Annotated in this window: 25 protein-coding genes; 5 read left to right on the top strand and 20 right to left on the bottom strand. The window is 56.9% G+C overall.

Annotation, left to right across the window (positions count from 1 at the left end; genetic code table 11):
- Nucleotides 1-38: 38 nt before the first annotated feature.
- A complete protein-coding gene (locus IM291_RS11680) occupies nucleotides 39-794 on the bottom strand; it encodes a DeoR/GlpR family DNA-binding transcription regulator (protein ID WP_192986912.1) in 756 nt (251 codons plus the stop codon).
- A gap of 86 nt (nucleotides 795-880) precedes the next feature.
- Here IM291_RS11680 and IM291_RS11675 point away from each other — a divergent pair, with 86 nt between their 5' ends.
- Entirely contained in the window at nucleotides 881-1,465 is a 585-nt protein-coding gene (locus IM291_RS11675) for an NUDIX domain-containing protein (RefSeq protein ID WP_192986911.1), read from the top strand.
- 83 nt (nucleotides 1,466-1,548) lie between these two features.
- Nucleotides 1,549-2,307 carry a trans-aconitate 2-methyltransferase gene (gene tam, locus IM291_RS11670; protein WP_048958805.1) on the top strand — a complete coding sequence of 253 codons (759 nt, stop codon included), beginning with the start codon at nucleotides 1,549-1,551 and terminating at the stop codon, nucleotides 2,305-2,307.
- Nucleotides 2,308-2,313: 6 nt separating this feature from the next.
- Here tam and IM291_RS11665 read toward each other — a convergent pair whose 3' ends face one another.
- The 6 genes from IM291_RS11665 to IM291_RS11640 form a co-directional block, all read right to left on the bottom strand.
- Nucleotides 2,314-3,504 (bottom strand): cytochrome c biogenesis protein/redoxin, encoded by a 1,191-nt coding sequence (locus tag IM291_RS11665; protein WP_192986910.1) that lies wholly within the window; start codon nucleotides 3,502-3,504, stop codon nucleotides 2,314-2,316.
- Nucleotides 3,505-3,640: 136 nt separating this feature from the next.
- Nucleotides 3,641-4,939, bottom strand: coding sequence for an ATP-binding protein (locus IM291_RS11660; RefSeq protein ID WP_192986909.1), 1,299 nt, complete (start codon nucleotides 4,937-4,939; stop codon nucleotides 3,641-3,643).
- Complete coding sequence (locus IM291_RS11655; RefSeq protein ID WP_048999569.1) at nucleotides 4,936-5,676, bottom strand: response regulator; 741 nt, start codon at nucleotides 5,674-5,676, stop codon at nucleotides 4,936-4,938. The genes IM291_RS11660 and IM291_RS11655 overlap by 4 nt, the downstream gene beginning before the upstream one ends.
- A gap of 44 nt (nucleotides 5,677-5,720) precedes the next feature.
- On the bottom strand, nucleotides 5,721-6,716 hold the full coding sequence (locus tag IM291_RS11650) for an alpha/beta fold hydrolase (RefSeq protein WP_048958215.1): 996 nt from the start codon (nucleotides 6,714-6,716) through the stop codon (nucleotides 5,721-5,723).
- 143 nt (nucleotides 6,717-6,859) lie between these two features.
- Nucleotides 6,860-7,300 (bottom strand): GNAT family N-acetyltransferase, encoded by a 441-nt coding sequence (locus IM291_RS11645; RefSeq protein ID WP_028013156.1) that lies wholly within the window; start codon nucleotides 7,298-7,300, stop codon nucleotides 6,860-6,862.
- Nucleotides 7,301-7,312: 12 nt separating this feature from the next.
- On the bottom strand, nucleotides 7,313-7,783 hold the full coding sequence (locus tag IM291_RS11640; protein ID WP_136343270.1) for a GNAT family N-acetyltransferase: 471 nt from the start codon (nucleotides 7,781-7,783) through the stop codon (nucleotides 7,313-7,315).
- Nucleotides 7,784-7,927: 144 nt separating this feature from the next.
- Here IM291_RS11640 and IM291_RS11635 point away from each other — a divergent pair, with 144 nt between their 5' ends.
- Nucleotides 7,928-8,476 carry a GNAT family N-acetyltransferase gene (locus IM291_RS11635; RefSeq protein WP_028013154.1) on the top strand — a complete coding sequence of 183 codons (549 nt, stop codon included), beginning with the start codon at nucleotides 7,928-7,930 and terminating at the stop codon, nucleotides 8,474-8,476.
- Here the strand turns inward: IM291_RS11635 and IM291_RS11630 are convergent.
- The 8 genes from IM291_RS11630 to sad form a co-directional block, all read right to left on the bottom strand.
- Entirely contained in the window at nucleotides 8,464-9,378 is a 915-nt protein-coding gene (locus IM291_RS11630; RefSeq protein WP_045260518.1) for a bestrophin family protein, read from the bottom strand. The genes IM291_RS11635 and IM291_RS11630 overlap by 13 nt on opposite strands.
- Nucleotides 9,379-9,578: 200 nt before the next feature.
- Nucleotides 9,579-11,030, bottom strand: a complete 1,452-nt coding sequence (locus IM291_RS11625; RefSeq protein WP_192986908.1) for a tagaturonate reductase — start codon at nucleotides 11,028-11,030, stop codon at nucleotides 9,579-9,581.
- Between the two features lie 116 nt (nucleotides 11,031-11,146).
- Nucleotides 11,147-11,674, bottom strand: a complete 528-nt coding sequence (locus tag IM291_RS11620; protein WP_192986907.1) for a GNAT family N-acetyltransferase — start codon at nucleotides 11,672-11,674, stop codon at nucleotides 11,147-11,149.
- A gap of 83 nt (nucleotides 11,675-11,757) precedes the next feature.
- Nucleotides 11,758-12,723 carry a sensor domain-containing diguanylate cyclase gene (locus IM291_RS11615; RefSeq protein WP_028013150.1) on the bottom strand — a complete coding sequence of 322 codons (966 nt, stop codon included), beginning with the start codon at nucleotides 12,721-12,723 and terminating at the stop codon, nucleotides 11,758-11,760.
- Nucleotides 12,724-12,893: 170 nt separating this feature from the next.
- Nucleotides 12,894-13,256 (bottom strand): DUF4186 domain-containing protein, encoded by a 363-nt coding sequence (locus tag IM291_RS11610; protein WP_192986906.1) that lies wholly within the window; start codon nucleotides 13,254-13,256, stop codon nucleotides 12,894-12,896.
- A complete protein-coding gene (gene glsB, locus IM291_RS11605; protein ID WP_028013148.1) occupies nucleotides 13,256-14,182 on the bottom strand; it encodes a glutaminase B in 927 nt (308 codons plus the stop codon). Before glsB ends, IM291_RS11610 begins: the two co-directional genes overlap by 1 nt.
- 62 nt (nucleotides 14,183-14,244) lie before the next feature.
- Entirely contained in the window at nucleotides 14,245-15,834 is a 1,590-nt protein-coding gene (locus tag IM291_RS11600) for a methyl-accepting chemotaxis protein (RefSeq protein WP_192986904.1), read from the bottom strand.
- Between the two features lie 107 nt (nucleotides 15,835-15,941).
- Entirely contained in the window at nucleotides 15,942-17,330 is a 1,389-nt protein-coding gene (sad, locus tag IM291_RS11595) for a succinate-semialdehyde dehydrogenase (protein WP_192986902.1), read from the bottom strand.
- Between the two features lie 98 nt (nucleotides 17,331-17,428).
- Here sad and IM291_RS11590 point away from each other — a divergent pair, with 98 nt between their 5' ends.
- Nucleotides 17,429-18,307 carry a LysR family transcriptional regulator gene (locus IM291_RS11590; RefSeq protein WP_028013145.1) on the top strand — a complete coding sequence of 293 codons (879 nt, stop codon included), beginning with the start codon at nucleotides 17,429-17,431 and terminating at the stop codon, nucleotides 18,305-18,307.
- On the opposite strand, the gene IM291_RS11585 is transcribed toward IM291_RS11590, so the two are convergent.
- The 4 genes from IM291_RS11585 to IM291_RS11570 form a co-directional block, all read right to left on the bottom strand.
- On the bottom strand, nucleotides 18,261-18,743 hold the full coding sequence (locus IM291_RS11585) for a GNAT family N-acetyltransferase (protein WP_047368544.1): 483 nt from the start codon (nucleotides 18,741-18,743) through the stop codon (nucleotides 18,261-18,263). The two genes, IM291_RS11590 and IM291_RS11585, sit on opposite strands and share 47 nt — an antisense overlap.
- 90 nt (nucleotides 18,744-18,833) lie before the next feature.
- Nucleotides 18,834-19,628, bottom strand: a complete 795-nt coding sequence (locus IM291_RS11580; RefSeq protein WP_045260511.1) for a PhzF family phenazine biosynthesis protein — start codon at nucleotides 19,626-19,628, stop codon at nucleotides 18,834-18,836.
- 26 nt (nucleotides 19,629-19,654) lie between these two features.
- Complete coding sequence (locus IM291_RS11575) at nucleotides 19,655-20,443, bottom strand: PhzF family phenazine biosynthesis protein (RefSeq protein WP_045260510.1); 789 nt, start codon at nucleotides 20,441-20,443, stop codon at nucleotides 19,655-19,657.
- Nucleotides 20,416-20,736: a hypothetical protein gene (locus IM291_RS11570; protein ID WP_192987075.1), complete on the bottom strand. Its 321-nt coding sequence runs from the start codon at nucleotides 20,734-20,736 to the stop codon at nucleotides 20,416-20,418. The genes IM291_RS11575 and IM291_RS11570 overlap by 28 nt, the downstream gene beginning before the upstream one ends.
- Between IM291_RS11570 and IM291_RS11565 the strand changes: the two genes are divergently transcribed.
- Nucleotides 20,621-21,817, top strand: coding sequence for a sugar transporter (locus tag IM291_RS11565; protein WP_088205427.1), 1,197 nt, complete (start codon nucleotides 20,621-20,623; stop codon nucleotides 21,815-21,817). The genes IM291_RS11570 and IM291_RS11565 overlap by 116 nt on opposite strands.
- A 46-nt stretch (nucleotides 21,818-21,863) precedes the next feature.
- On the opposite strand, the gene IM291_RS11560 is transcribed toward IM291_RS11565, so the two are convergent.
- A complete protein-coding gene (locus IM291_RS11560) occupies nucleotides 21,864-22,529 on the bottom strand; it encodes a MarC family NAAT transporter (RefSeq protein ID WP_028013140.1) in 666 nt (221 codons plus the stop codon).
- Nucleotides 22,530-22,647: the final 118 nt, after the last annotated feature.

Genomic DNA, 22,647 nt, shown 5'->3' with positions numbered 1-22,647 from the left:
GAGTACCCGCGCCAGCCAGTTTTCTGGCTGGCTCACGCTCAGGCCAATACGACCGATACCCCTTTTTCCGATACCGCATTGACCCAGTCGCGGTCGGTATCGCCTTCGACGACAATCGTATTCGCCAGCGCCACATCGCCAATAACAAATGATGACGCCGTATTTATTTTTTCCGGCGACGCCAGGACAACCGTCTCGGCGGCTCTGCCGGAAAATGCACGTTTGATGCACGCCTCTTCGAAATCTCCGGTCGTCAGCCCTGCTTCCGGATGGATACCGGTCACGCCCATAAAGAACAGATCCGCATGAATGTTTTCGATACCTTCGATGGCCGCCGCGCCGACGGCGACAATCGAGTGTTTATATAAACGGCCGCCGATCAGAATCACCTCAATAAAAGGATGATTAACAAGCCCCAGGGCAATGCTCGGACTGTGCGTCACCACGGTAATACGCAGGTCATGCGGTAAAAAGGCGATCAGTTCTGAGGTGGTCGTTCCGCCGTCAACGATCACCACCTGGCCCGAAGAAATCAGCTGCGCCCCCTTCTGCGCCACCTTTCTTTTGGCATCCATTTTAACGGACTGTCGTTCCGCGAAAGGCACAGTAGCGGAAGACGACGGCAGCGCGCCGCCGTGAACCCGCTGTAAACGCCCTTCTGCCGCCAGCTCGCGCAAATCGCGTCGGATGGTGTCTTCAGAGACGTCGAAGAGAACGCTAAGCGCTTTTGACTGGACTTGACCTTCGGCACCGAGCTTTTCAAGGATCAACTGTTTTCGCTGACTGGTGAGCATGATGTATTCCTGACGTTGCATGTTTAATCTTGAAAATGCACGATAGTGCTGGTATTGATAGTTACTCTACGTAAGGAGGACGAAACGTGCAATCAAAACGTGCAGATGTGCGCATCATTGACAGTGAAACCCTGTCAGATAACTGGTACTTACTTAAAAAATATACCTTTGACCTACAAAGACGCGATGGCGAATGGCAGCGGCAAACGCGTGAAGTTTATGACCGGGGGAACGGCGCCACGATCCTGCTCTACAACCGTGACCAAAAAACGGTGATTCTGACTCGCCAGTTCCGCTTCCCGGTCTTTATTAATGGCCATGAGGACAATCTGATTGAGGCGGCGGCCGGCCTGCTTGATAACATGGATCCGGAAAGCCGCATTAGAGCAGAGGCGGAGGAAGAGACCGGATTTAACGTGTCGAGCGTGCAGAAAATCTTTGAAGCCTACATGAGCCCAGGCTCCGTCACGGAGAAACTCTATTTCTATATTGCCGAGTATCAGCCGAAGGACAAAACCAGCGCAGGCGGCGGTATCAAAGCGGAGGGAGAAGATATCGACGTGCTGGAAATGCCCTTTGAAGAGGCCTTGCGGGGAATTGATACGGGCAAAATCGTCGACGGAAAAACCATCATGCTGCTCTACCATATTGCACTGAAAGGCCTTCTGTAACCTGCCGCTCGCCCGACGCCTGTCCCGGTGCAGGTGTCGGCCTGTGCTATCCTTGCTGAAACACGCAAAACGGAGATCTGAAGATGGCCGACTGGAACCCTTCGCTTTATCTGCAATACGGCGCTGAACGAACGCGCCCTGCCGCCGAGCTGCTTGCCAGAATTCCCCTGAGTGACGTTGCCACCATTGCCGATTTGGGCTGCGGGCCGGGAAACAGCACCGCGCTGTTGCAGCATCGCTGGCCTAAAGCGCAGATTGTCGGCGTCGATAACTCACCGGCTATGCTGGAAGAGGCGCGCAAGGCACTGCCCGACTGTCAGTTCGTTGAGGCCGATATCCGCCAGTTCAGGCCTGGCCAGCCGTTGAACCTCATCTATGCGAACGCATCCCTACAGTGGATACCTGACCATTACGATCTCCTGCCGCATCTGGCGTCACTGCTCGCGCTCAATGGCGTGCTGGCGATCCAGATGCCGGACAACTGGCTTGAGCCCACGCATGTGGCGATGCGTGAAGTGGCGCTGGAGCAAGGCTACCCGGACCGTGGCCGCGAGCCGCTGCCTGGCGTGCATGCCTATTACGATATCCTGTCGGAGGCCGGCTGCGATGTGGATATCTGGCGGACAACCTATTTCCATAAAATGAGTTCGCACCAGGCCATTATTGACTGGGTCAGCGCGACCGGTTTACGCCCGTGGCTCCAGGAACTGAATGAGAGCGAGCAGCAACGTTTCCTGAAACGCTACCATGAACTGCTGGAAGAGCAGTATCCGCTCCAGGAAAACGGGCAGATACTGCTGGCTTTTCCTCGACTGTTTATGGTTGCTCAGCGTCAGCCCTGAACGGCGCTATGAACGGGCCTCTTTGAGCAGCTGCTGGATAACCTTTTCCTGCTGCTCATAATTCCCTTCGCCAAACGAGGTATAGCGTAGCTGACCTTTAGCATCGAAATAGTAGTGCGCGGGCCAGTACTGGTTGCCGAAAGCGTTCCAGATCTGATAGTTGTTGTCCGTCACAACCCGGTAGGGCAGCTGCCATTTATTTACCGCGTTTTTCACCGAGGCGATCGGTTTCTCCCAGGGGTATTCAGGCGTGTGTACCCCTATGACGACCAGGCCCTGAGACTGGTATTTTGTTGCCCAGTCGCGCACGTGCGGAAGCGTATGCTGGCAGTTAATGCAGTCCCAGGTCCAGAAATCGATCAGAACCACCTTCCCGCGCAGTGATTCAGACGTGACAGGGTCACCATTTACCCACCCTGTCCCACCGCTTAATGAAGGCAGCTGGCTGCTGGGTTCGGTCATGACGACAGGTTGAAGCTTCGCCGGTTGCGCGGCGGGCTTTGCCAGATTCAGCAGCGCGGTTTCAAGACGATCCGCGACGCCGTTTGCGCCTTGCAGAACAGACGTCATCCCCGTTGCGTTAAAGACGACGGCCGCTAACATCACCACGCCTGCCCCCTGACGTAATTTTTCCATCAGCGCCGATCTTGCTCTCAGCGGCGCCATCAGCGTGCGGCCTCCGAAAACGAGCAGGCCCAGCATCAGCGCGCAGCCGCTACCATAGGCGGCCAGCAAGGCTCCTGTGGCAATGGCCGAGTGTCCGGCAATATTGATGCTGAAAATGGCGCCCAGAATCGGTCCCGCGCAGGGACACCAGAGCAGCCCGACGGCAAGCCCGGCCAGAAAAGCCGATGCCATTCCACGCGTTTGCCCGCTTCGGGTGTTAAGGACATTTCCCGCGCTGACTGCCGGCCCGGCGATACGCTGGGCAAAGGCCGGAAAAATTAAGGCCAGTGCGGCCGTGGCCAGGACGATAAGCGCGATCCAGCGCCCGACGATAGTTGCCTCTGCTATCCACTCGCTGGCGACGGTGACGACCATCGCCACCAGGGTGAACATGACGATCATCCCCGCGAGCAGCGCCAGAATATGTCGCCGCTGCCCCTGAAAACCGGCGAACAGGAGAGGAATTACCGGGAGCGTACATGGACTGAGCAAGCTTATCATCCCGCCCAGGAAAGCAATTATCAGAAACATAGACACCTCACAATACAAGTCCTGCGATGCTGCAGTGAGGCTATTTCATCGTGCGGATGTGTTCAGGATATGTGTAAAAGCGTGGGTTTTTGTCTGGCTCTGTATCGGCCTCGCGGGGAGATACAGAACCGTACAATTAAAGGCGCGGGAGAGTAATCGAAACGTCCAGCCCTCCCTCTGCGCGGTTCTCCAGCTTTAGCTTTCCGTCCAGCTGAGCGGTGAGCTGCGCTGCGATCGCCAGGCCGAGTCCTGTCCCGCCGGTGTCACGGTTGCGTGATGTTTCTACCCGATAAAACGGCTGTAATACCGCCTCCAGCTCGGCATCCGGTATCCCCGGCCCGCCGTCCATGATGTGAATCACCACCTCTCCGGCAGCTGAGTCATCAATGCTAATGGTGGCGTAGTCGCCAAATTTCAGGGCGTTATCCAGCAGGTTGGTCATCACCCGGCGCAGCGCCTGTGGACGCGTGACGATGGGCAAACGGTTTTCGCCTGCCTGAAACTGCACGTTTTTACTGATGTCCTGATAATCGCAGGCGATGCTGTTTATCCAGGCGTTCAGCTCCAGCTTCAGCGAGGTCTCTTCCAGTGATTCTGATGACCGGGCATATGCAATACCCTCCCGCACCAGACGCGACATGTTATCAAGGTCGTTTAAGAGCTTGTCGCGCAGGTCAGGCTGATCCGCCATTTCAACACGAAGCTTCATGCGGGTAATGGGCGTCTGGAGATCGTGCGATATGGATGCCAGGATCTGCGCCCGCTCCCTGAGATAGGACTGAATGCGCGCCTGCATCGCGTTGAAGGCATGTGCTGCCCGCTGCACCTCGATCGGCCCCTTTTCCGTCATTGGCGAATTGGCAGCCGGGTCCAGGGAGTCTACCGCGCGGGTAAACTGTGAAAAAGGCCGTATCACCTGGCGTACGGCGATCCAGGAGCAGGCAGCCAGCACGAGCAACTGCAGAATAAGAACAACGGGCAGCCAGCTGGCGACCGGCGGCATCCGAGGGATCAGGTCAATGGTCAGCGGTGCGCCATCATGTAGCGTGAGATGCGCCTGGATATGTGAAATGGCGCCGGGAACGGCGGTGAAGCTGAGCGGGTACTGTTCCGCAAGCGTCGCTTTTAAGGTTCGGATGGCGTCCCGGGAGCGCTTGTCCGTCGGCGCGTTCCCGGGCTCTCCCGGCCCCAGAATATAGCGATAGTTACCCCGTTCAAGTCGCGGCAGCCAGGCCGCGCGCTCGCTGGCGGGTAAGCGGTCTAAAATAGCCACGCTGGTCGCGACATCGTATTCCAGATTACCGAGCATCACCGTTCGGGCGCTGTGCATTCGCTCTATCATGACCAGCGTCAGGCTCAGGGCATTGGCGAGCAACAGGCCGGGCAGCACGACGATCAGCAAGCGGGCCAGCAGCGAGCGAGGCCAGAGCGTCATTCGTTAGCCTCTATGATGGTGACCGGCATGGTAAACACATAGCCCTCGCTGCGCACGGTTTTAATATACGCGGGCGTACGGGCATCTTCATTCAGACGCTGGCGAACCCGGCTAACCAGCAGGTCGATTGAGCGTTCAAACAGCTCGGCGTCACGCCCCTGCGTCAGGTTGAGCAGCTGATCGCGGGTCAGCACCCGCTGCGGGTGGTCAAGGAAAACGCGCAGCAGGCGATACTCCGCCCCGCTGAGCGCCACAATCACCCCTTCCGGGTCGATCAGGTGGCGGGCAACGGTATCGAGCTGCCATTCGCCGAACGTCACCAGCCGCCCTGCTTCCGTCACCTGTAAATTGGGCGGCATCGTGCGAAAACGGCGTAAAATCGCTTTGATACGCGCCAGCAATTCTCGCGCGACGAAAGGCTTTACGACGTAATCGTCGGCTCCCATTTCCAGACCCAGGATCCTGTCCGTCTCCTCGTTGCGCGCCGTCAGCATCAGGATGGGCAGATCTTTATATTTCCCGACGCGTAATTGCCGACACAGCGTAAGCCCGTCGTCGCCGGGCATCATAACGTCCAGCACCACCAGGTCGATATGCTGCTTCTCCAGCACGACGCGCATCTCTTTGCCGTTTGCCGCGCCAGAGGCGCGATAACCGGACTTAACGAGATAGTCGATAATCAGTTCACGAATATCCCTGTCGTCATCGACGACAAGGATATGATCAATATGCTCCACCGAAATCTCCAGACCGAAGGGTAACGTACTGAAAATAGCACATTTCAGAGTTTGTCAGCGTCAACAACTGCCTTGACGAAATCCTGCGGATCTTCCTGAGGCGGATTGTGCCCCACGGTTGCGCCGAAGGTACGGTGTTCATACTTACCGGTGAATTTTCCCGCGTAGGCCTGCGGTGCCGGATGCGGCGCCCCGTTGTTTCCGCCTTCGATGGTGATCGTCGGAACGGTGATATTCGGCAGCGTGGCCAGTTTTTGCTCGTAGGCGTCGTATTTGCGCTCGCCTTTTTCCAGCCCTAAGCGCCAGCGATAGTTGCTGAGCGTTACCGCAACGTGATCCGGGTTATCAAGGGATTTGGCGCTGGCGTTAAAGACAGCGTCGCTAAATTTCCAGTCAGGTGAGGCCTGAGACCAGATCAAACGAGCGAAGTCATGCGTGTTTTTGGCATAGCCTTCCGCACCGCGCTCGGTGGCGAAATAGAACTGATACCACCACTGCTGCTCCGCTTTTGGCGGCAACGGCTGTTTACCAATCTGCTGGCTGCTGATGAGATAACCGCTTACCGAAACGAGCGACTTAACGCGCTCTGGCCACAGCGCCGCAACGATATCGGCCGTACGGGCACCCCAGTCATAGCCTGCAAACACCGCCTGCTTGATATTCAGGGCGTCCATCAGGTTCACGATATCTTTCGCCATCGCGGAAGGCTGGCCGTTGCGCGGCGTTTTTGCCGACAGGAAGCGCGTAGTACCGTAGCCGCGCAGAGAAGGCACAATCACGCGATAGCCTTTTGCCGCCAGCGCAGGCGCGACTTCAGCGTAGCTGTGAATATCGTAGGGCCAGCCGTGTAACAGAATGACCGGTTGGCCGTCTTTAGGACCAATGTCGACATACCCGACGTTAAGATCGCCGGCGTTAATTTGCTGTGGACGATCGAAAGCCGCCGCTAAGTTAGTGCCGGTGACTTCGGCCTGACATGACATGACGGTGCCAAGGGAAACGGTGAGAGCAAGCGTTGAATAAGCGAGTTTGCTGAACATGTTGGTATCTCCGGTTGAGTACAATTCACGGAGATATAACAACAGTTCAATGTATAGCGGATATGTGCGGAAACGCGTTTATTGCAAGCCTGTGTATGTATCTGGAACACGGATACAGTGTGATACAAACACAGGCTGCTGCCTTAAAGGGAGAGACGATAGCGAACGTAATCGTCAGCGTCACCGTATCGATCGTAGAGTTTACGTGCCGGATTGTTCTCCCGGGTAACCCAGTAGAGCTTTGACCACCCTTCGCGCTTGCCTTCCGCTATCAAGGCATCAATCAGCGCCTTACCCGCTCCCGCGCCGCGCTCGGCTGCATCAACAAACAGATCTTCCAGATAGCAGATGGGCGCGGTTGACCAGGTTCCTTCGTGCAGAACACACATTGCGAAACCGATGACCTTTGCGTCTTTCTCTACCACCCGACAGAACATCGGTGAATGCGCTGAAAGCGCCCTTTCCCATGTCGATGCGGTAACGGACTCCTCGAGGTAGCAATCATAAAAATGGGTATAGCCATCCCACAGCGGTCGCCACTGGGGATAGTCGTCTTCGCGTAGAGGTCTTACCGTGACAGCCATGCGTTCCTCACATTACAAGTCGATTGCCATTTCAAAACAGCGTAAATCAGCCCCCGCCATACGCGAGTGATGATAGTTTTCGCGCAGCGTCACAAACCCCAGCTTCTGATAGAAGGAGTGGGCGTTAGGCGTTGCATCCAGCCTCAGGCGGGTTATCCCCCGGCTGCGCGCCTCGTGTGTAAGCGCCTCGATAATTCTGGTCGCCATGCCTTTTCCGGTGGCTGAAGGCAAGGTGAATATGGCCTCCAGACAATGGGTATCAAGATCCAGATAGCCGGTAGCCGCAATGACGCCCTTCTCGTCTTCCACCACGTAAAAAGGGTATTCAATGACCATTTGACGGTAATGCTCGGGCATAAGATCCGGCGTCCAGCGTGCAATCACGTCAGCGTCGTAGCTGGTTTTGCAGCCGTGACGAATCGCCTGATTGCGTATATTCCAGAGTATTTCGGCTTCCTGTGGATGAGCAGTTCGTAACGTCATATCACCTCTTCGATATTTCGTCATGAAAGAGACGTTGCCCAGTTTTGGTAGTGAATAACCACAGCACGCCTCACCAGAATGTGATAGAGATGAAAATACCAGAACGCAAACAAAAACATAACGCTTAAATAAGGAGATCCGCAGATGACAATACCGACCCTCACGACAGAACGTCTCCTGCTGAAACCGCTGGTCGCCGAAGATGCGGTTCAGATTCAAAAGCTGTATCCGCGCTGGGAGATCGTTCGCTATTTGGTCTCTTCCGTGCCCTGGCCCTACCCGGATAATGGCGCGGAAAACTATGTGAATAACGTCGCGCTGCCGGATATGGCAAAAGGGATAGCCTGGATCTGGAGCATCCGCCGTCGTGAGGTGCCGGATGCGTTGATGGGGATTATCTGTCTGTACGATGTTGACGATAATAACCGCGGATTCTGGCTGGCGCCGGAGTTTCAGGGACAGGGATATATGCGTGAGGCCAGCATTGCCGCGACGGATTACTGGTTTAATACGCTCAACAAACCCGTTTTGCGGGCGCCGAAGGCCGCCGCGAACAGCCGCTCCCGTCGTATTTCAGACAGCAGCGGCATGCGGCTCATCAGAACGGAAAAGAAAGCCTACGTCAGCGGGATATTGGACTCCGAACTGTGGGAGATCACCCGCGACGAGTGGAACGCCCATCAGGTCAGCTGATAGTACTTATCCGGCATCAGCCTTTCCGGAATGTTCTCTTCATCGTTCATCTGCAGCAGATCGCGTTCCATCATGTTGCAGATGGCGTCCAGCGGAAGGTCGTTATCTTCTGTGCCAAACGGGTCTTCCAGCTCTTCCGCCAGGGTGTCCAGCGAGATAAAGGTATATGAGATCAGCGCCGAGACAAACGGCGTCATGTAGTGCAGATCCACAACCAGCGCGAACGGCAGCATGATGCAGAACAGATACACCGTGCGGTGCAAAATCAGCGTATAGGCAAACGGCACTGGCGTTGTCGCAATCCGTTCACAGCCGGAAAGGACGATGGACATATCGTTGAGGCGGTTGTTCAGGCTGTGGAACAGGATGTCCGAAAGCTGCCCGTTACGCCGCCGCACGGCCAGCCACTCCCCCATGACCAGCAAAATACGGTTCGCCGGCGAGTTGGCGCCCATTACCTGAGCTAAAACGTCCGGGGCAAGATAGCGAGAGAGCTGGTCAGCGTTCATTTCCCGGCGCAGGGTCATGCGCAGGCAGTTGGCAAAGGCGATCTGCAGGCGGACAAATTCCCCCAGGTGCTTATCGTCCGGCAAGGTGTTTTTTACCTCGCGAAACAGCGAGCGTGCCGCTATCATCAGTTGCCCCCACAGCTGGCGAGCCTCAACGTAGCGTGAATAGCAGGCGTTGTTTCTGAAACCAAGAAAGATTGCGATCGCCACGCCGAGAATGCTAAATGGCGCCACGGTAAATTTGATGCCCAGCGAGGTATACCACGGCAGCATCAGGATAACGGCGATAGAAAGCAGGAAGTTGAGCAGCAGTCGGGTATAGATTTTGGGGAGTACCGAACCGTGCCAGACAAAAATCAGTTGTAGCCAGTGCTGTTTAGGACGAACAATCATAGTGAGTTTCAGGCAAGAAAAGAGCGTGGCTATTAAACGTGATCCCCATCACGGTTGCAAGCATGTTAACGGAACATTGCATTCTCTCACCTGAAGAATGAAAACCGCACGGTGCTGCATTTGATTTTAAAAACAGGGTAAATAGTATGTTGTAACTAAAATAATGCCTGTTTAAACCCGGCCGAAGCCGGGTCACGTAATTAGCAAAGCGGCTTCACCGCTGCGCGCATGCCCTTCAGCAGAATGGCATCAAGATCCCGCGTCACCTGATCAACCAGACCGTCCACCTTCGTCAGGTCCTGCTCCCAGTGCGCTTCTACGCTCAGCACGGCGTGCACCAGTTCGCGGGTAGCGAGCTGATTATCGCGATGCTGCGCCCATAGCTGTTGATAACGTTCCAGCCAGAACGCATCATCCTGCACCGGATAGTTCTCTCCGTTACGCTCCGCGCGATAAAATGCGATCAGTGCCGCTAACGCAAACGTCAGACGCGCTGGCAGTTGACCTGAGGACTTCTGCCCTGCCAGCAGCTGCGGAAGAATACGCGTGCGATACTTGGTCATGCCGTTGAGCGCGATGGAAAGCAGCTGGTGTCTGATGTAGGGATTTCGAAAACGCCCTGTTACCGCGCTGGCGAACGACTCCAGTTCGTCGCGGGGCAAATCGAGAACCGGAATAATTTCCTCATAAATTGCTTTTTCGACGAAAGCGCACACGTCTTCATCATTCATCGCCTCGCCAACCGTATCCAGCCCGGCCTGATAGGCCACCGGTACCAGCGCCGTGTGCGCACCGTTGAGAATGGCGACTTTACGCTCTTTATAGGGCTTGATGTCGTCGACAATCAGCACGTTTAACGGGTACTTATCCAGGCGCAGTTCACCAGCCAGCGAGGCTGGCCCCTGAATGACAAACAGATAAAAGTGTTCAGCCGTGTCCAGGAACCCATCGTGATAACCCAGCTCGGCCACAAGCGTGTCCACTTCATCGCGCGGGTAACCGGTTACGATACGGTCAACCAGCGTTGAGCAGAAGTGGTTTGCCTCGTTCAGCCACTGGATAAAGGCGGCAGGCAGCGCCCACTCCTGGGCATAGCGCAACACAAGTTCACGCAATGCGTCACCGTTGTAGTCAATCAGTTCACACGGAATGATAACCCAGCCCTTGTCAGGCGCGCCGTTAAAGTGGCTAAAGCGCTCAAACAGCAGGCGCGTTAGCTTCGCCGGGTAGCTGACGGCTGGCGCATCGTCGAATTTATCCCCCGCGTGATAGCTGATTCCGGCTTCGGTGGTGTTCGAGAAAACAAAGCGCATATCCGGACTGTGTGCCAGTTTCAGAAAGGCGTCGTAATCGTCGTAGACGCTGATTTCACGGTTAACAGAGCGGATAAGTCGGGCTTCGATCACCTCTTCGCCCTGCTCATTCAGGCCACGAATGATGGTGGTGTACAACCCATCCTGCGTGTTCAGCGACGGCGGGAAGTCGCTCTGAATAGGACGAACGATAACCACACCGGCGTTGAGATCGGTATGTTCATTCAAAAGGTCAATTTGCCAGTCGACAAACGCACGCAGGAAATTGCCTTCGCCAAACTGAATAATGCGTTCGGGATACTGCGCACCGGGAAAATCACGACGGTTGAGCGTGTTCACAAGAGGGTTCCTTTTATGATTAGTCATACAGCCTGATGAGATTGGTACGATAACTTATCAAAACTTTACGACCAGAAACCCTGTTTCGATCAATCCCCGGCGTGGTTGTGAAAAAATTATAAGAATTTATAGAACACCGACGTGGCCGTCTTAGCGCCGTCCGGCATCAGCGCGTAGCGCGGGATCTCACCAACCTTTTGCCAGCCGGCACGCTGGTAGAAGGTTTCGGCGCCGCTGCCGGTGGAGGTATCGAGCACCAGAACCGAAATGTTTCTGGCCTGGGCCTCAGCTTCCAGCGCTTCCATCAGCGCCATTGCGGCCCCTTTTCGACGAGCTTTTTCATGAACCAGCAGCTTTGCCACGTCCGCACGGTGCGGCTGGTTTTCCGGCTGGTCGGTAATCAGTTGCACCGTGCCAATGACGCCCTCCTGCGGATCAATACTGGCCAGCACCACGCGCTCGTTGCGCCCTACGCTGTCAGCTATGCCGAGCCAGAATGAACGGGCCTTCTCCAGGTTAAAGGGCAGCATAAAGCTGACGGATGCGCCGCCGTTTACGCAGTTTTCGAGGATCCCGGCCAGCGCATCAAGATAGGTGAGAATGTCGTCGCGGGTGAGGTTTTTGATTTGCAGTGAGGTATTCATTTTTTTGTCCTTAGGATGAATACCCTCACTTTGCATTTAACATTTCATTAACGCAAACGGAACGGTCATACGCTTTTGTTATGTCATCTGGCCCGCTGCCGCTGCTGCTTCATGGCATACATTTTTTCATCGGCATCTTTGAGCCACTGCTGCAGGTCGTTGCCGTTATGATCGAATTCGCTCAGCCCCCAGGAGAACAGAAGCGACCACGGATGTAGCTTGCGTGCATTGTAGTTTTCGACCTGCTCGGCGAGATACTGCATGGCAATCCACGCGCCCTTCTCATCCGTATCAGCAAACAGCACGGCAAACTCATCGCCACCAAAACGAACCAGCATATCCGCTTCGCGGAAAGAGGCGCGCATCAGCTGCGCCATGGTCTTTAACGCCTTATCCCCCTCTTCGTGCCCGTAGCGATCGTTAATCTCCTTGAAACGATCCAGATCCAGCCAGCCGAGCGTTAACGGCTCAGCCCGGCGTCGGGCGATGGAGAGCGTGAACCGCACGAGCTGGTTAAAGCCCCGTCGGTTGAATAATCCGGTCAATTCATCCGTGGTCGCCGCGCTGATTGCCGCAAACTCATCTTCAGCCAGCGCGCCCAAATCCCCCAGCACGGCGAGATCGGTCGCTGAGAACTCCCGCGGTGCGTAGTCAATCAGGCAAAGCGAGCCAACGCTTGCACCGTTGCGTAAGCGAAGCGGAAAGCCTGCGTAAAACCGCACGCGAGGTTCGCCGGCCACCAGCGGGTTATCCGCAAAACGATCGTCCTGAAGCATATCCCCGACGATCAGCGGTGCTTCGGTGAGGATGGTATGGCCACAAAAAGAGATGTTGCGCGGAACGGAGTCGGGGGCCTGCCCATCCGCCGACTTAACGATCAGCGTATGCTCATCAATAAGGTTGACCATGGCCAGCGGTACCTGGAAAAAGCGTTTTGCCAGACGCGTTAAGCGGTCAAACGCCGGGGAACTGTCAATCTCAAGCAGACCCGATTCGCGCAGCGCGTTAAGTCTGTCAATTTCATTTTCAGGTGTTGCAGGTGCTTTCATAATGTCTCCTGACGTAAAGCGTTACTCAAAGCGTAGCTTAAACCGAGACATTGTCAGCGTTCGACGTCCTGTTAAGCCGCTATCCATTTCACGTCAATGCGTTATGACGATTTGCTCGTCCGCCAGCCGGGTACGAGGCTGCAGGCGGTAAGCGCAGAACGCATTAAATATCATTTTTGGGCGTTCATCTGTATCACCAGCCAGCGGTGGATCACGCTGACGATATAATGTTGCTGCTGCGCGCTCAGCTGCACGCCCTGGGGAATGTTATGCCATTTTGCCAGACAGCCCCGGCAGCAGGTCGCGGTGGCATGCTGGGCGATAAACACCGGGTGGCCACGCATGGGCGTCTGCTTGCCGTCGTTTACGGGTTGCGCGGGTGCAAGGCGTTTAGCGACAAAATCGGCGGCATGCTGGTCAATGGTTTCGGGGCCTTTGTCCCAGCAGTACTGTCGTTCCTTATTGCCTAAGCGGAAGCGCGAGCGAAACGTCGATCGCGCCAGGCGGGAAAAGAGGCGATCCAGGTCAGACATCAGTATACAGAACGTCCCAGGCGCTGGGTCAGCTTCTCCAGAACCGCCACGCCGGCAAGTGAATTTCCCGTTTCATCCAGCTCCGGGCTCCAGACGGCAATCGCCATTTCATGCGGCACAATCGCCACCACCCCGCCGCCAACGCCCGATTTGGCCGGAAGGCCAACCCGCCAGGCAAACTCTCCGGCGTTCTGATACATGCCGCTGGTAGCCATCAGGGCGTTAACCTGACGCGCCTGAAGCGGGGAAACCACCTCCTGATCGAGATGCGGCGCGTGCCCCTGGTGCGCAAGGAACAGAAACGTCTGGGCCAGCTCAACGCAGTTCATCTTCAGGGCGCAGTAATGGAAGTAGTTTTGCAGCACGGTCGCCACGTCATTGTGGAAATTGCCGAAGGATTTCATCAGCCAGGCGATAGCCGCGTTGCGGGCCGAGTGTTCAAACTCCGAGCGCGCCACCACTGAATCATAGGCAATGTCGTCCACGCCAGAAAGCTGACGAACAATCTCAAGCATTCGCTGACGCGGTGCGCTGAGGCGGCTTTGCAGCATATCGCAGACCACCAGCGCCCCGGCGTTGATAAAGGGGTTACGCGGTTTACCCTGCTCGATTTCGAGCTGAAGCAGTGAGTTAAAGGGCTGGCCGGACGGATCTTTTCCCACGCGCTGCCAGATCTCTTCTTCCTCATACTGGCGCATCGCCGCGACCAGACTCAGCACTTTAGAAATAGACTGAATTGAAAAGCGTTCAGTGGCATCGCCTGCCTGATATCGCTGTCCGTCTATGGTACAGATAGCGATGCCCAGCTTATTCCCGCTCACCGAGGCAAGGGCCGGAATGTAGTCGGCCACCTTCCCCTTTCCCAATAACGGACGAACCTGCGCCAGAATCTCGTCCAGCATCTCATTATGGATGACCGCAGCCACTCTTTGCTCCTTGCCCTCAGGCTAAAACGGGCTGCGAGTATAACAGAGGCTAATGTATTGCGTCAGGCGCTAAGACGAAAACGCGAAACGGCCTGCAATAAAAGATCGGACTGCTTTTGCAGGCGTTCAGAGGCCTCCGAGGCGTCAGAAACCAGCAGATCCGTCTGGCGCGAGACCTGATTCAGCGCCTGAAGCTGGCGCGTCATCTGGTGAATACTTTCTCCCTGACTGAGCGTGGCGGTCGAGATTTCATTCAGCAAACTGCTTAAATTGCCCACCAGACCGGTGACCTGCTGCAGGTTCTCTTCCATCAGATTCACGGCGCGGGAGCCGTCTTCAATGCCCTGCACGGAGCGGTTGATCAACTCCTGAATGGTCTGCGTCGAGTGGCTGCTCTTTCGCGCCAGGAGCCCGACTTCCCGGGCGACGACGGCAAACCCGCGCCCCTGGTTTCCGGCATGGGCGGCCTCAATGGCGGCGTTGAGCGCCAGAATGTTAGTCTGAAACGCCACGCTGTCGATCATCGCCACGATCCCGCGCATCTCTGACGATCGCTCGACGATCGCCTGCATGGAGGCATTCACGGTCGACATCATCTGGTCGCCTCCTACGGCAGCCTGACGCGCTTCATCCGCGCGCGAGCTGGCGAGGCGGGCATAGCCGGTATTCCCTTCCACGTGGGTTTCCAGCGCCGCGATATGCGCTGTGACCTCCTCCAGCTCCTTTGCCTGACGCGCCGACTGCTGGTACAGCTTCTGGTTTCCCTCCGCGAGGGAGCCAATGTTCTCCACCATCGTGGCTGTGGCGTGGCTGACCTGCGTCACCAGCTGCTGCAAGCCGCGCTGCATGGTGGCAACGCTGTCGCTAAGCTGCCCCGTCTCCCGGTTAAAGCGCATCACGTTTGGCGGCGTGCCGGAGAGATCTCCAGCGGCCAGCCGGTTAATATGTGCAATAAGCCGACGCAACGGCGTAATCACCCACCTGGACATGCCGAACCAGACGGCTGCGGCGATGGCGAGTAGCAGAACCGGCGCCAGCAGGAACAACGTTTGCAGACCGGAGAGCTGCGCCATTAAAGCCTGACGCCCCTGCAGGGCCTGCTTCTCGCTGGCCTGCTGATAGCGCGCGTAGTTGTCGTTAAAGTCGGTCTGAAACGCCTGTGCCGGCACGGCAAAAAAGGCATCAATGGAGTTGGTTCTGACAAGCGCTTCCGATTGCTCCTTAATGGCATCGTAGAAAAGCTGGTAGCTGTTAATCAGCGCCTCATCTTTTGGCGGGCTGAGCGCCAGCCAGGCCTTCCATGCCTGCTGAGAAACCGCCAGCGACTTTTGTGCGTCGTCCATCAGGCTGTGCCAGCTTCCTTCCGAGCCGGTTTCTTTATCCTGCATAAACCAGACGCCGGAGCGGTTGAGCAGATCGCTCGCCGCCAGCAGAGAGACGCGCGCCAGATCCAGCTTGCTCTGCTGCTGATACGCCAGCAGGTTTTGTCGTTCATTGCGCTGAGCTTCCTTCAGGGAGGCGTTCAGCAGAAAGGATGAGGAGAGCTGCAGCGCGGAGAAAAGGCCAATAATACAAAAGATGCCCGTCAGCAGGCCAAACTGGCGAGGGATAAGACGCTGCGCAATACGGCGAAAAATTTGCGTTAGGTTCATAATTTTCTTCAGTAACAAGACGTTAGACGCGTGCGAGTCTACGAAACGAAAATGACAGAACCATTGCAGATAAATGACAACGGCCCTCGTGATGAGGGCCGAATAAATTACACGCGATCCTTCCACACCGTCTGCACATTACAGAATTCGTGCAAACCAAAATGGGAAAGTTCGCGACCAAAGCCACTTTTCTTCACGCCACCAAAGGCCACGCGCGCGTCGCTGGCGCTGTATCCGTTGATAAACACCCCACCGCACTCCAGCTCGCGAGAGAATTTATCCGCAAGCGCTGCGTCGGCGGTGAAGACCGTGGCAGACAGGCCAAAGTCGCTGTCATTGGCAAGCGTCAGGGCGTGCGCCGCGTCTTTCGCAACCGTAATGGCCGCGACCGGACCAAACAGCTCCTGGCGGAAGGCCGTCATCGATGGGGTGACGTTCGCCAGCACGGTTGGCGCGTAATAATTCCCCTCACCGCTGATTTTCTCTCCCCCCAGAAGCAGCGTTGCCCCTTCTGCCAGGCTCGCCTGCACCTGCTGATGCAGTTCATCGCGCAGATCATAGCGCGCCATCGGGCCAAGGTAGTTCTCTTCTTCATCCGGCGCGCCCATCTTTAACGCGGCGACGGCGTCAACGAAGCGTCGGGTAAAGGTGTCTGCAATACCCTCTTCCACAATGAACCGTTTGGCCGCCGCGCACACCTGCCCGGTATTCTGGTAGCGCCCTGCTACCGCCGCCTTCACGGCAAGATCCAGGTCGGCATCGTTGAGAACGATGAACGGGTCAGAACCCCCCAGCTCAAGAACGCATTTTTTCAGCGCCGCCCCCACCTGCGCGCCAATGGCTGCCCCGGCGCGCACGCTGCCGGTGACGGTTACCGCCGCAATGCGACGATCGTTAATCGCCTGGCTTACGCCGTCATTGGTGGCGTTCACCCAGCCGAATACCCCTTCAGGGAAGCCGGCGTCCGCAAAAATCTGCGCGATAAGTTCCGCCGAGCCGAGCACGTTGGGCGCGTGTTTGAGCAGATAGCTGTTACCTGCCAGCAGGATCGGCACCGCGCCGCGCAGCACCTGCCAAAGCGGGAAGTTCCACGGCATCACCGCCAGAATTGGCCCCAGCGGACGATACTCGATGACCGCGTTGTTATTCTCGACCTGCGTGGGTTCAGCATTCAGCATCGCCGGGCCATGTTCGGCATACCAGTCGCAAAGGCCCGCTGATTTCGCCACTTCCGCCCGCGCCTGCTGAATGGGTTTTCCCATCTCGCGGGACATCATCCGGGCCATCTCTTCCGCGCGACCGCGCAGCGCGGTGCCGAGATCGCGCAGCTTCTGCGCCCGGTGGGCTACGCTTTCGCACCGCCAGTGACGAAAGCCCGCATCAGCCAGCGCGATGGCACGTTCAACCTCTTCCTGCGTCGCCCACTGATACGAGGCGAGCGTTTCGCCCGTTGCAGGGTTAACGGACAGAGCATGTGTAGCAGATGAATATTTCATGATGTTCTCCACGCATTTCGGTTGATTAAGTGTGGCTCACTCTGCTATTTCTTAAAAATGAATAATACTGACCACCTTATTCACGAAACGAGAATGCTATGGACTTAACCCAGCTTGAAATGTTTAACGCCGTCGCGCTGACGGGCAGCATCACCCAGGCGGCGCAGAAGGTGCATCGCGTTCCTTCGAATCTGACGACCCGCATCCGCCAGCTGGAGGCCGATCTTGGCGTGGAGCTGTTTATTCGTGAGAACCAGCGTTTACGCTTATCTCCCGCCGGTCATAACTTCCTGCGCTACAGCAGGCAGATCCTGGCGCTGGTGGATGAAGCGCGCATGGTCGTCGCGGGCGATGAGCCGCAGGGGCTGTTTGCCCTCGGCGCGCTGGAGAGCACCGCCGCCGTGCGCATCCCTGAGACGCTGGCGCAGTTTAACCAGCGCTATCCGCGCATCCAGTTTGCCCTTTCTACCGGGCCGTCCGGGACGATGATTGATGGCGTACTGGAGGGCACCCTGAGCGCCGCCTTTGTCGACGGGCCGCTGTCGCACCCGGAGCTGGAGGGGATGCCGGTCTACCGGGAAGAGATGATGCTGGTCACCCCTGCCGGGCAGACAGAGGTAACGCGCGCTGCGCAGGTGAGCGGCAGTGATGTTTATGCCTTTCGCGCAAACTGCTCGTATCGCCGACACCTGGAGAGCTGGTTTCATGCAGACAGAGCCGCGCCGGGACGCATTCATGAGATGGAGTCCTATCACGGCATGCTCGCCTGCGTCATCGCGGGCGCGGGCATCGCGCTGATGCCGCGCTCAATGCTGGAAAGTATGCCGGGCCACCATCAGGTTGAAGCCTGGCCGCTGGCGGAAAACTGGCGCTGGCTCACTACCTGGCTGGTGTGGCGACGCGGGGCGATGACCCGCCAGCTGGAAGCGTTTATAGCGCTGCTAAACGAACGTCTTCAACCAGCGCCTTCTCCATAAAAAGGCTAAGCGGATCGTCCACATACGGGGCAAACGCCGGACGCCGATCGTAGCCGCTTCGTTCATAAAGACGAATCGCGGCATGCTGTTTGATGCCCGTTTCCAGCCGTACGGTATGGCAGTGACGGCTCAGGGCCTCATCTTCCAGCGCGGCCAGTAGCTTCTCAGCCAGATGTTGCCCGCGATGGGCCGGATCGATATAAACCCGCTTCATCTCCCCCGTTCCGTCGCCGTTGAGTACGATAGCTCCACAGCCAACGGCCTGAAGCTGCGGGTCGCGGACGATCATCAGGATAAGGGATGTCGCGGGCAGTTCTGAAAGATCGAGCAGATGGTTGCTTTCGGCGGGATAGAGTTCGCTCTGATAACGGTCGAGGGCCGCAATCAGCATAAGAATGTCCGGGTGACGTGCAGATTCAGAGGTAATGGAATACATGGCAGGCTCCTTGCTTTATTTGTGAAACTCAATGTCAACATAGCGCAGGCCTGCCAGGCTGCTTCATAGTATTAACTTATCGCGCAGCCGCTAGCGTAAAAAGATCCGCCCTTTCAGGTACAGGGTGGCCTGGCCGGCAATGAGTACGCGGTCGCCCTTCAGCTCGCAGCGAAGATCCCCGCCGCGGTACGACACCTGGCGGGCGTTGAGCGACGTCTTACCCAGCCTTTCACTCCAGTAGGGGATCAGCATGCTGTGCGTGGACCCGGTAACCGGATCTTCCGGCACCCCTTCGCCCGGGCAGAAAAAGCGGCTGACGAAGTCATATTCCCCTTCGCCCGGCGCGGTTACGCAGACCATTTTGCCCAGCGGAACCATCGCGCCAATATCCGGCATTAATGCCTCCACCTGCTGCTGGCTCTCCAGCACCACGCAGTAGTCTCGCCCGACGCGCACCTCTTTTGCCGCCGGGATGCCCAGCGCGCTAAACAGTGCAGGCGGTGGGTTATCGACGACCTCCGTGGACCATGCGGGGAAATTCAGCGTCAGCCAGTCGCCGCTGCGTTTGACCGTCAGCTCCCCCACGAAGCGCGTGGTAAAGTGGATTTCCGTATGCGGATAGTCCAGATACTCAAAAATGACGTGTGATGCCGCGAGGGTCGCATGGCCGCAGAGGTTAATTTCATGCAGCGTGGTGAACCAGCGCAGTTCAAATCCGCCGTCGGTTCGCACAAAAAACGCGGTCTCCGACTGGTTATGCTGCTGTGCCATTTTGAGAAGCGTCTCGTCCGGCAGCCACTCTTCCAGAGGACATACCGCTGCCGCGTTGCCGCCAAAGGTTTTGTCGCTGAAGGCATCCACCAGATAAAAATCAATTTCCCGCATTGTCTCTTCCTCTTTTGTTATCAGTTTTAGCGCAGATACACAGTGCCTTTCAGGTAGCACGACGCCTGACCGCTCATCAATACGCGCTCCCCTTTCAGCTCGCAGCGCACATCCCCGCCGCGCGCCGAAACCTGACGGGCAAACATTGCCGTTTTCCCCAGCTTTTCGCTCCAGTAGGGGATCAGCATCGTGTGCGCGGATCCGGTCACCGGATCTTCCGGAACGGCAACGCCCGGTGAGAAGAAGCGGCTGACAAAGTCATATTCCCCTTCACCCGGTGCCGTCACGCTCACTTTATGCTCGCCCGGCGTCATCGCCGAAAAGCGCGGCGCAAGTGCTTCAACCTGCCGGGGATTTTCCAGCACAATCACCCAGGCGCGGCCTTTACGGGCTTCAACGTAATGGCGGATACCGAGCGCCGCGAGCATCTCCGGCGGCGGCGTCTCTTCTCGGGTCGGACACGCCGGGAAGTCCAGCGTCATCCACTCTCCCTCCCGGCTGACCGTCAGTCGGCCAGAGGCGGTATCAAAGTGGATCCGCGAGTCGGGGTAATCGAGTTCATTAAACAGAACGTACGCGGCGGCCAGGGTGGCGTGACCGCAGAGATTGACTTCAGTGAGCGTGGTAAACCAGCGTAGCTCAATGCCGCCCTTAGTGCAGACGAAAAATGCGGTTTCCGACTGATTATGCTGCTGCGCCATTTTCAGTAACGTTTCATCCGGCAGCCATTCGTTCAGCGGGCAAACCGCTGCCGGATTGCCGCCGAACGAGGTATTGCTGAACGCATCTACCAGATAAAAATCAATCTCCTGCATTGTCTTACCGCCTGTCTGTGCTGTGTTGTACTTTTATATTCAATGAAAACAACGCCCCCGGCTACCGCTTTCATAAGGTAAATATTGAGATCTGCGTCACATAATGGTTGAGTTTTCGCCGTATGGCGTTTTAAGATCGCCTTCTCATCTTTCCAGCAACGAATCTCCGACATCCCTATGACAACGAACACAGTTTCCCGCAGGGTCGCGTGGCTACGCGTGGTCACGCTGGCCATTGCCGCATTTATTTTTAACACCACAGAATTTGTTCCGGTTGGGCTGTTGTCTGACATAGCAGAAAGCTTCCGGATGGAAACAGCGCAGGTGGGGATTATGTTAACTATCTACGCCTGGGTGGTGGCGCTGATGTCTTTGCCGTTTATGTTGCTGACCAGCCAGATGGAGCGGCGCAGGCTGTTGATCGGCCTGTTTGCCCTGTTCATTGCCAGCCATGTCCTGTCGTTTATGGCGTGGAATTTTACGGTGCTGGTCATTAGCCGCATCGGCATTGCCTTTGCCCACGCGGTGTTCTGGTCGATCACCGCGTCGCTGGCTATTCGGCTCGCGCCGGCGGGTAAACGCGCCCAGGCCTTGAGCCTGATTGCCACCGGTACCGCGCTGGCGATGGTGCTGGGGCTGCCCATTGGCCGCATCGTGGGACAGTACTTCGGCTGGCGTACCACCTTCTTTGCCATCGGCATGGGCGCGCTGGTGACGCTGGTGTGTCTGATTAAGCTGCTGCCCGCGCTGCCAAGCGAACACTCCGGCTCGCTGAAAAGCCTGCCGCTGCTGATGCGTCGCCCGGCGCTGCTGAGTATCTACCTGCTTACCGTTATCGTGGTCACCGCGCACTACACGGCGTACAGCTACATCGAACCGTTTGTGCAGGTGGTCGCGGGCTTTAGCGCAAACTTTGCCACCCTCTTACTGCTCATTCTCGGCGGCGCGGGCATTATTGGCAGCGTGCTGTTTGGTAAACTGGGAAACCAGCATGCCTCCTTGCTGGTGAGCAGCGCCATCGGCCTGCTGCTGGCGTGCCTGGTGCTTCTGTTGCCTGCGTCAGGCAGCGAAAGCCAGCTGGCGATCCTGAGCCTGTTCTGGGGCGTGGCGATCATGATTATTGGTCTCGGCATGCAGGTGAAAGTCCTGGCCCTGGCGCCGGATGCCACGGACGTGGCGATGTCGCTGTTCTCTGGGATATTCAATCTGGGGATTGGTGCAGGGGCGCTGGTGGGCAATCAGATTAGCCTGCACGTATCGATGTCGGCGATTGGCTATCTGGGGGCGATTCCGGCGCTCGTCGCGCTCGTCTGGTCGGTACTCATCTTCCGCAAGTGGCCGGTGGCGCTGGAGGAACAGGGGCAGCACGGTTGAGGTGCGTTTGTGCCGGGCAAGGCGTAGCCGCCGCCCGGCAATGACATCAGTGGTAAGTCTTAATAATCTCCAGCACGCCGTTAATAATAAACTGCACGCCCATACAGACCAGTAAGAAGCCCATCAGACGGGAAATCGCCTCGATTCCGCCCTTGCCCACCCAGCGCATGATCGCACCGGAGCTGCGCAGAGACGCCCATACGATAATCCCAATAAGCGCAAAAATTAGCGGTGGCGCAACGGTCAGTACCCAGTCCGGGAAAGTAGAGCTGTCGCGCACCGTCGATGCAGAACTGATGATCATCGCGATGGTTCCCGGCCCGGCCGTACTCGGCATGGCCAGCGGTACAAAAGCAATATTCGCGCTCGGTTCGGACTCCAGCTCTTCAGATTTGCTGGTTGCCTCCGGAGACTCGTGCGCTTTCTGCGCCGGGAACAGCATGCGGAAGCCGATAAAGGCCACAATCAGCCCGCCCGCAATACGCAGCCCGGGAATTGAAATCCCGAAGGTGTTCATCACCAGCTGTCCGGCGTAGTAGGCCACCATCATAATGGCAAACACATACACCGAAGCCATCATCGACTGATGGTTGCGCTCGGCGCTGTTCATATTCCCTGCCAGCCCCAGGAACAGCGCCACCGTCGTTAACGGGTTAGCTAACGGCAGCAGTACCACCAGCCCGAGACCTATTGCTTTAATCAAATCCAACATAGTGCGTCGTTGTCCTTATCCACATTTAACATCGCAATTATAGGGTGAAAGTGTGACGTTCAGCTATCGACGCAACGTAACGATAGTTTTCCTTTGGGAACGATACCCGTTTGTTATC

Source organism: Enterobacter cloacae complex sp. P27C (genome assembly GCF_014895705.1).
Classification (GTDB): Bacteria; Pseudomonadota; Gammaproteobacteria; order Enterobacterales; family Enterobacteriaceae; genus Enterobacter; species Enterobacter bugandensis.
This window is presented reverse-complemented; position numbering and strand designations above follow the sequence as displayed.

Excerpts from the sequence above, each read along its gene's own strand:
- IM291_RS11585 (WP_047368544.1), bottom strand. The coding sequence starts at position 18,743 with ATGTATTCCATTACCTCTGAATCTGCACGTCACCCGGACATTCTTATG.
- IM291_RS11615 (WP_028013150.1), bottom strand. The coding sequence starts at position 12,723 with ATGAAAGCACCTGCAACACCTGAAAATGAAATTGACAGACTTAACGCG.
- IM291_RS11630 (WP_045260518.1), bottom strand. The coding sequence starts at position 9,378 with ATGATTGTTCGTCCTAAACAGCACTGGCTACAACTGATTTTTGTCTGG.
- IM291_RS11575 (WP_045260510.1), bottom strand. The coding sequence starts at position 20,443 with ATGCAGGAGATTGATTTTTATCTGGTAGATGCGTTCAGCAATACCTCG.
- IM291_RS11680 (WP_192986912.1), bottom strand. The coding sequence starts at position 794 with ATGCTCACCAGTCAGCGAAAACAGTTGATCCTTGAAAAGCTCGGTGCC.
- IM291_RS11565 (WP_088205427.1), top strand. The coding sequence starts at position 20,621 with ATGACAACGAACACAGTTTCCCGCAGGGTCGCGTGGCTACGCGTGGTC.
- IM291_RS11635 (WP_028013154.1), top strand. The coding sequence starts at position 7,928 with ATGACAATACCGACCCTCACGACAGAACGTCTCCTGCTGAAACCGCTG.
- IM291_RS11650 (WP_048958215.1), bottom strand. The coding sequence starts at position 6,716 with ATGTTCAGCAAACTCGCTTATTCAACGCTTGCTCTCACCGTTTCCCTT.
- IM291_RS11580 (WP_045260511.1), bottom strand. The coding sequence starts at position 19,628 with ATGCGGGAAATTGATTTTTATCTGGTGGATGCCTTCAGCGACAAAACC.
- sad (WP_192986902.1), bottom strand. The coding sequence starts at position 17,330 with ATGAAATATTCATCTGCTACACATGCTCTGTCCGTTAACCCTGCAACG.
- IM291_RS11660 (WP_192986909.1), bottom strand. The coding sequence starts at position 4,939 with ATGACGCTCTGGCCTCGCTCGCTGCTGGCCCGCTTGCTGATCGTCGTG.
- IM291_RS11610 (WP_192986906.1), bottom strand. The coding sequence starts at position 13,256 with ATGTCTGACCTGGATCGCCTCTTTTCCCGCCTGGCGCGATCGACGTTT.
- IM291_RS11560 (WP_028013140.1), bottom strand. The coding sequence starts at position 22,529 with ATGTTGGATTTGATTAAAGCAATAGGTCTCGGGCTGGTGGTACTGCTG.
- IM291_RS11645 (WP_028013156.1), bottom strand. The coding sequence starts at position 7,300 with ATGGCTGTCACGGTAAGACCTCTACGCGAAGACGACTATCCCCAGTGG.
- IM291_RS11620 (WP_192986907.1), bottom strand. The coding sequence starts at position 11,674 with ATGAATACCTCACTGCAAATCAAAAACCTCACCCGCGACGACATTCTC.
- IM291_RS11665 (WP_192986910.1), bottom strand. The coding sequence starts at position 3,504 with ATGTTTCTGATAATTGCTTTCCTGGGCGGGATGATAAGCTTGCTCAGT.
- IM291_RS11600 (WP_192986904.1), bottom strand. The coding sequence starts at position 15,834 with ATGAACCTAACGCAAATTTTTCGCCGTATTGCGCAGCGTCTTATCCCT.
- IM291_RS11640 (WP_136343270.1), bottom strand. The coding sequence starts at position 7,783 with ATGACGTTACGAACTGCTCATCCACAGGAAGCCGAAATACTCTGGAAT.
- tam (WP_048958805.1), top strand. The coding sequence starts at position 1,549 with ATGGCCGACTGGAACCCTTCGCTTTATCTGCAATACGGCGCTGAACGA.
- IM291_RS11590 (WP_028013145.1), top strand. The coding sequence starts at position 17,429 with ATGGACTTAACCCAGCTTGAAATGTTTAACGCCGTCGCGCTGACGGGC.
- IM291_RS11570 (WP_192987075.1), bottom strand. The coding sequence starts at position 20,736 with ATGTCAGACAACAGCCCAACCGGAACAAATTCTGTGGTGTTAAAAATA.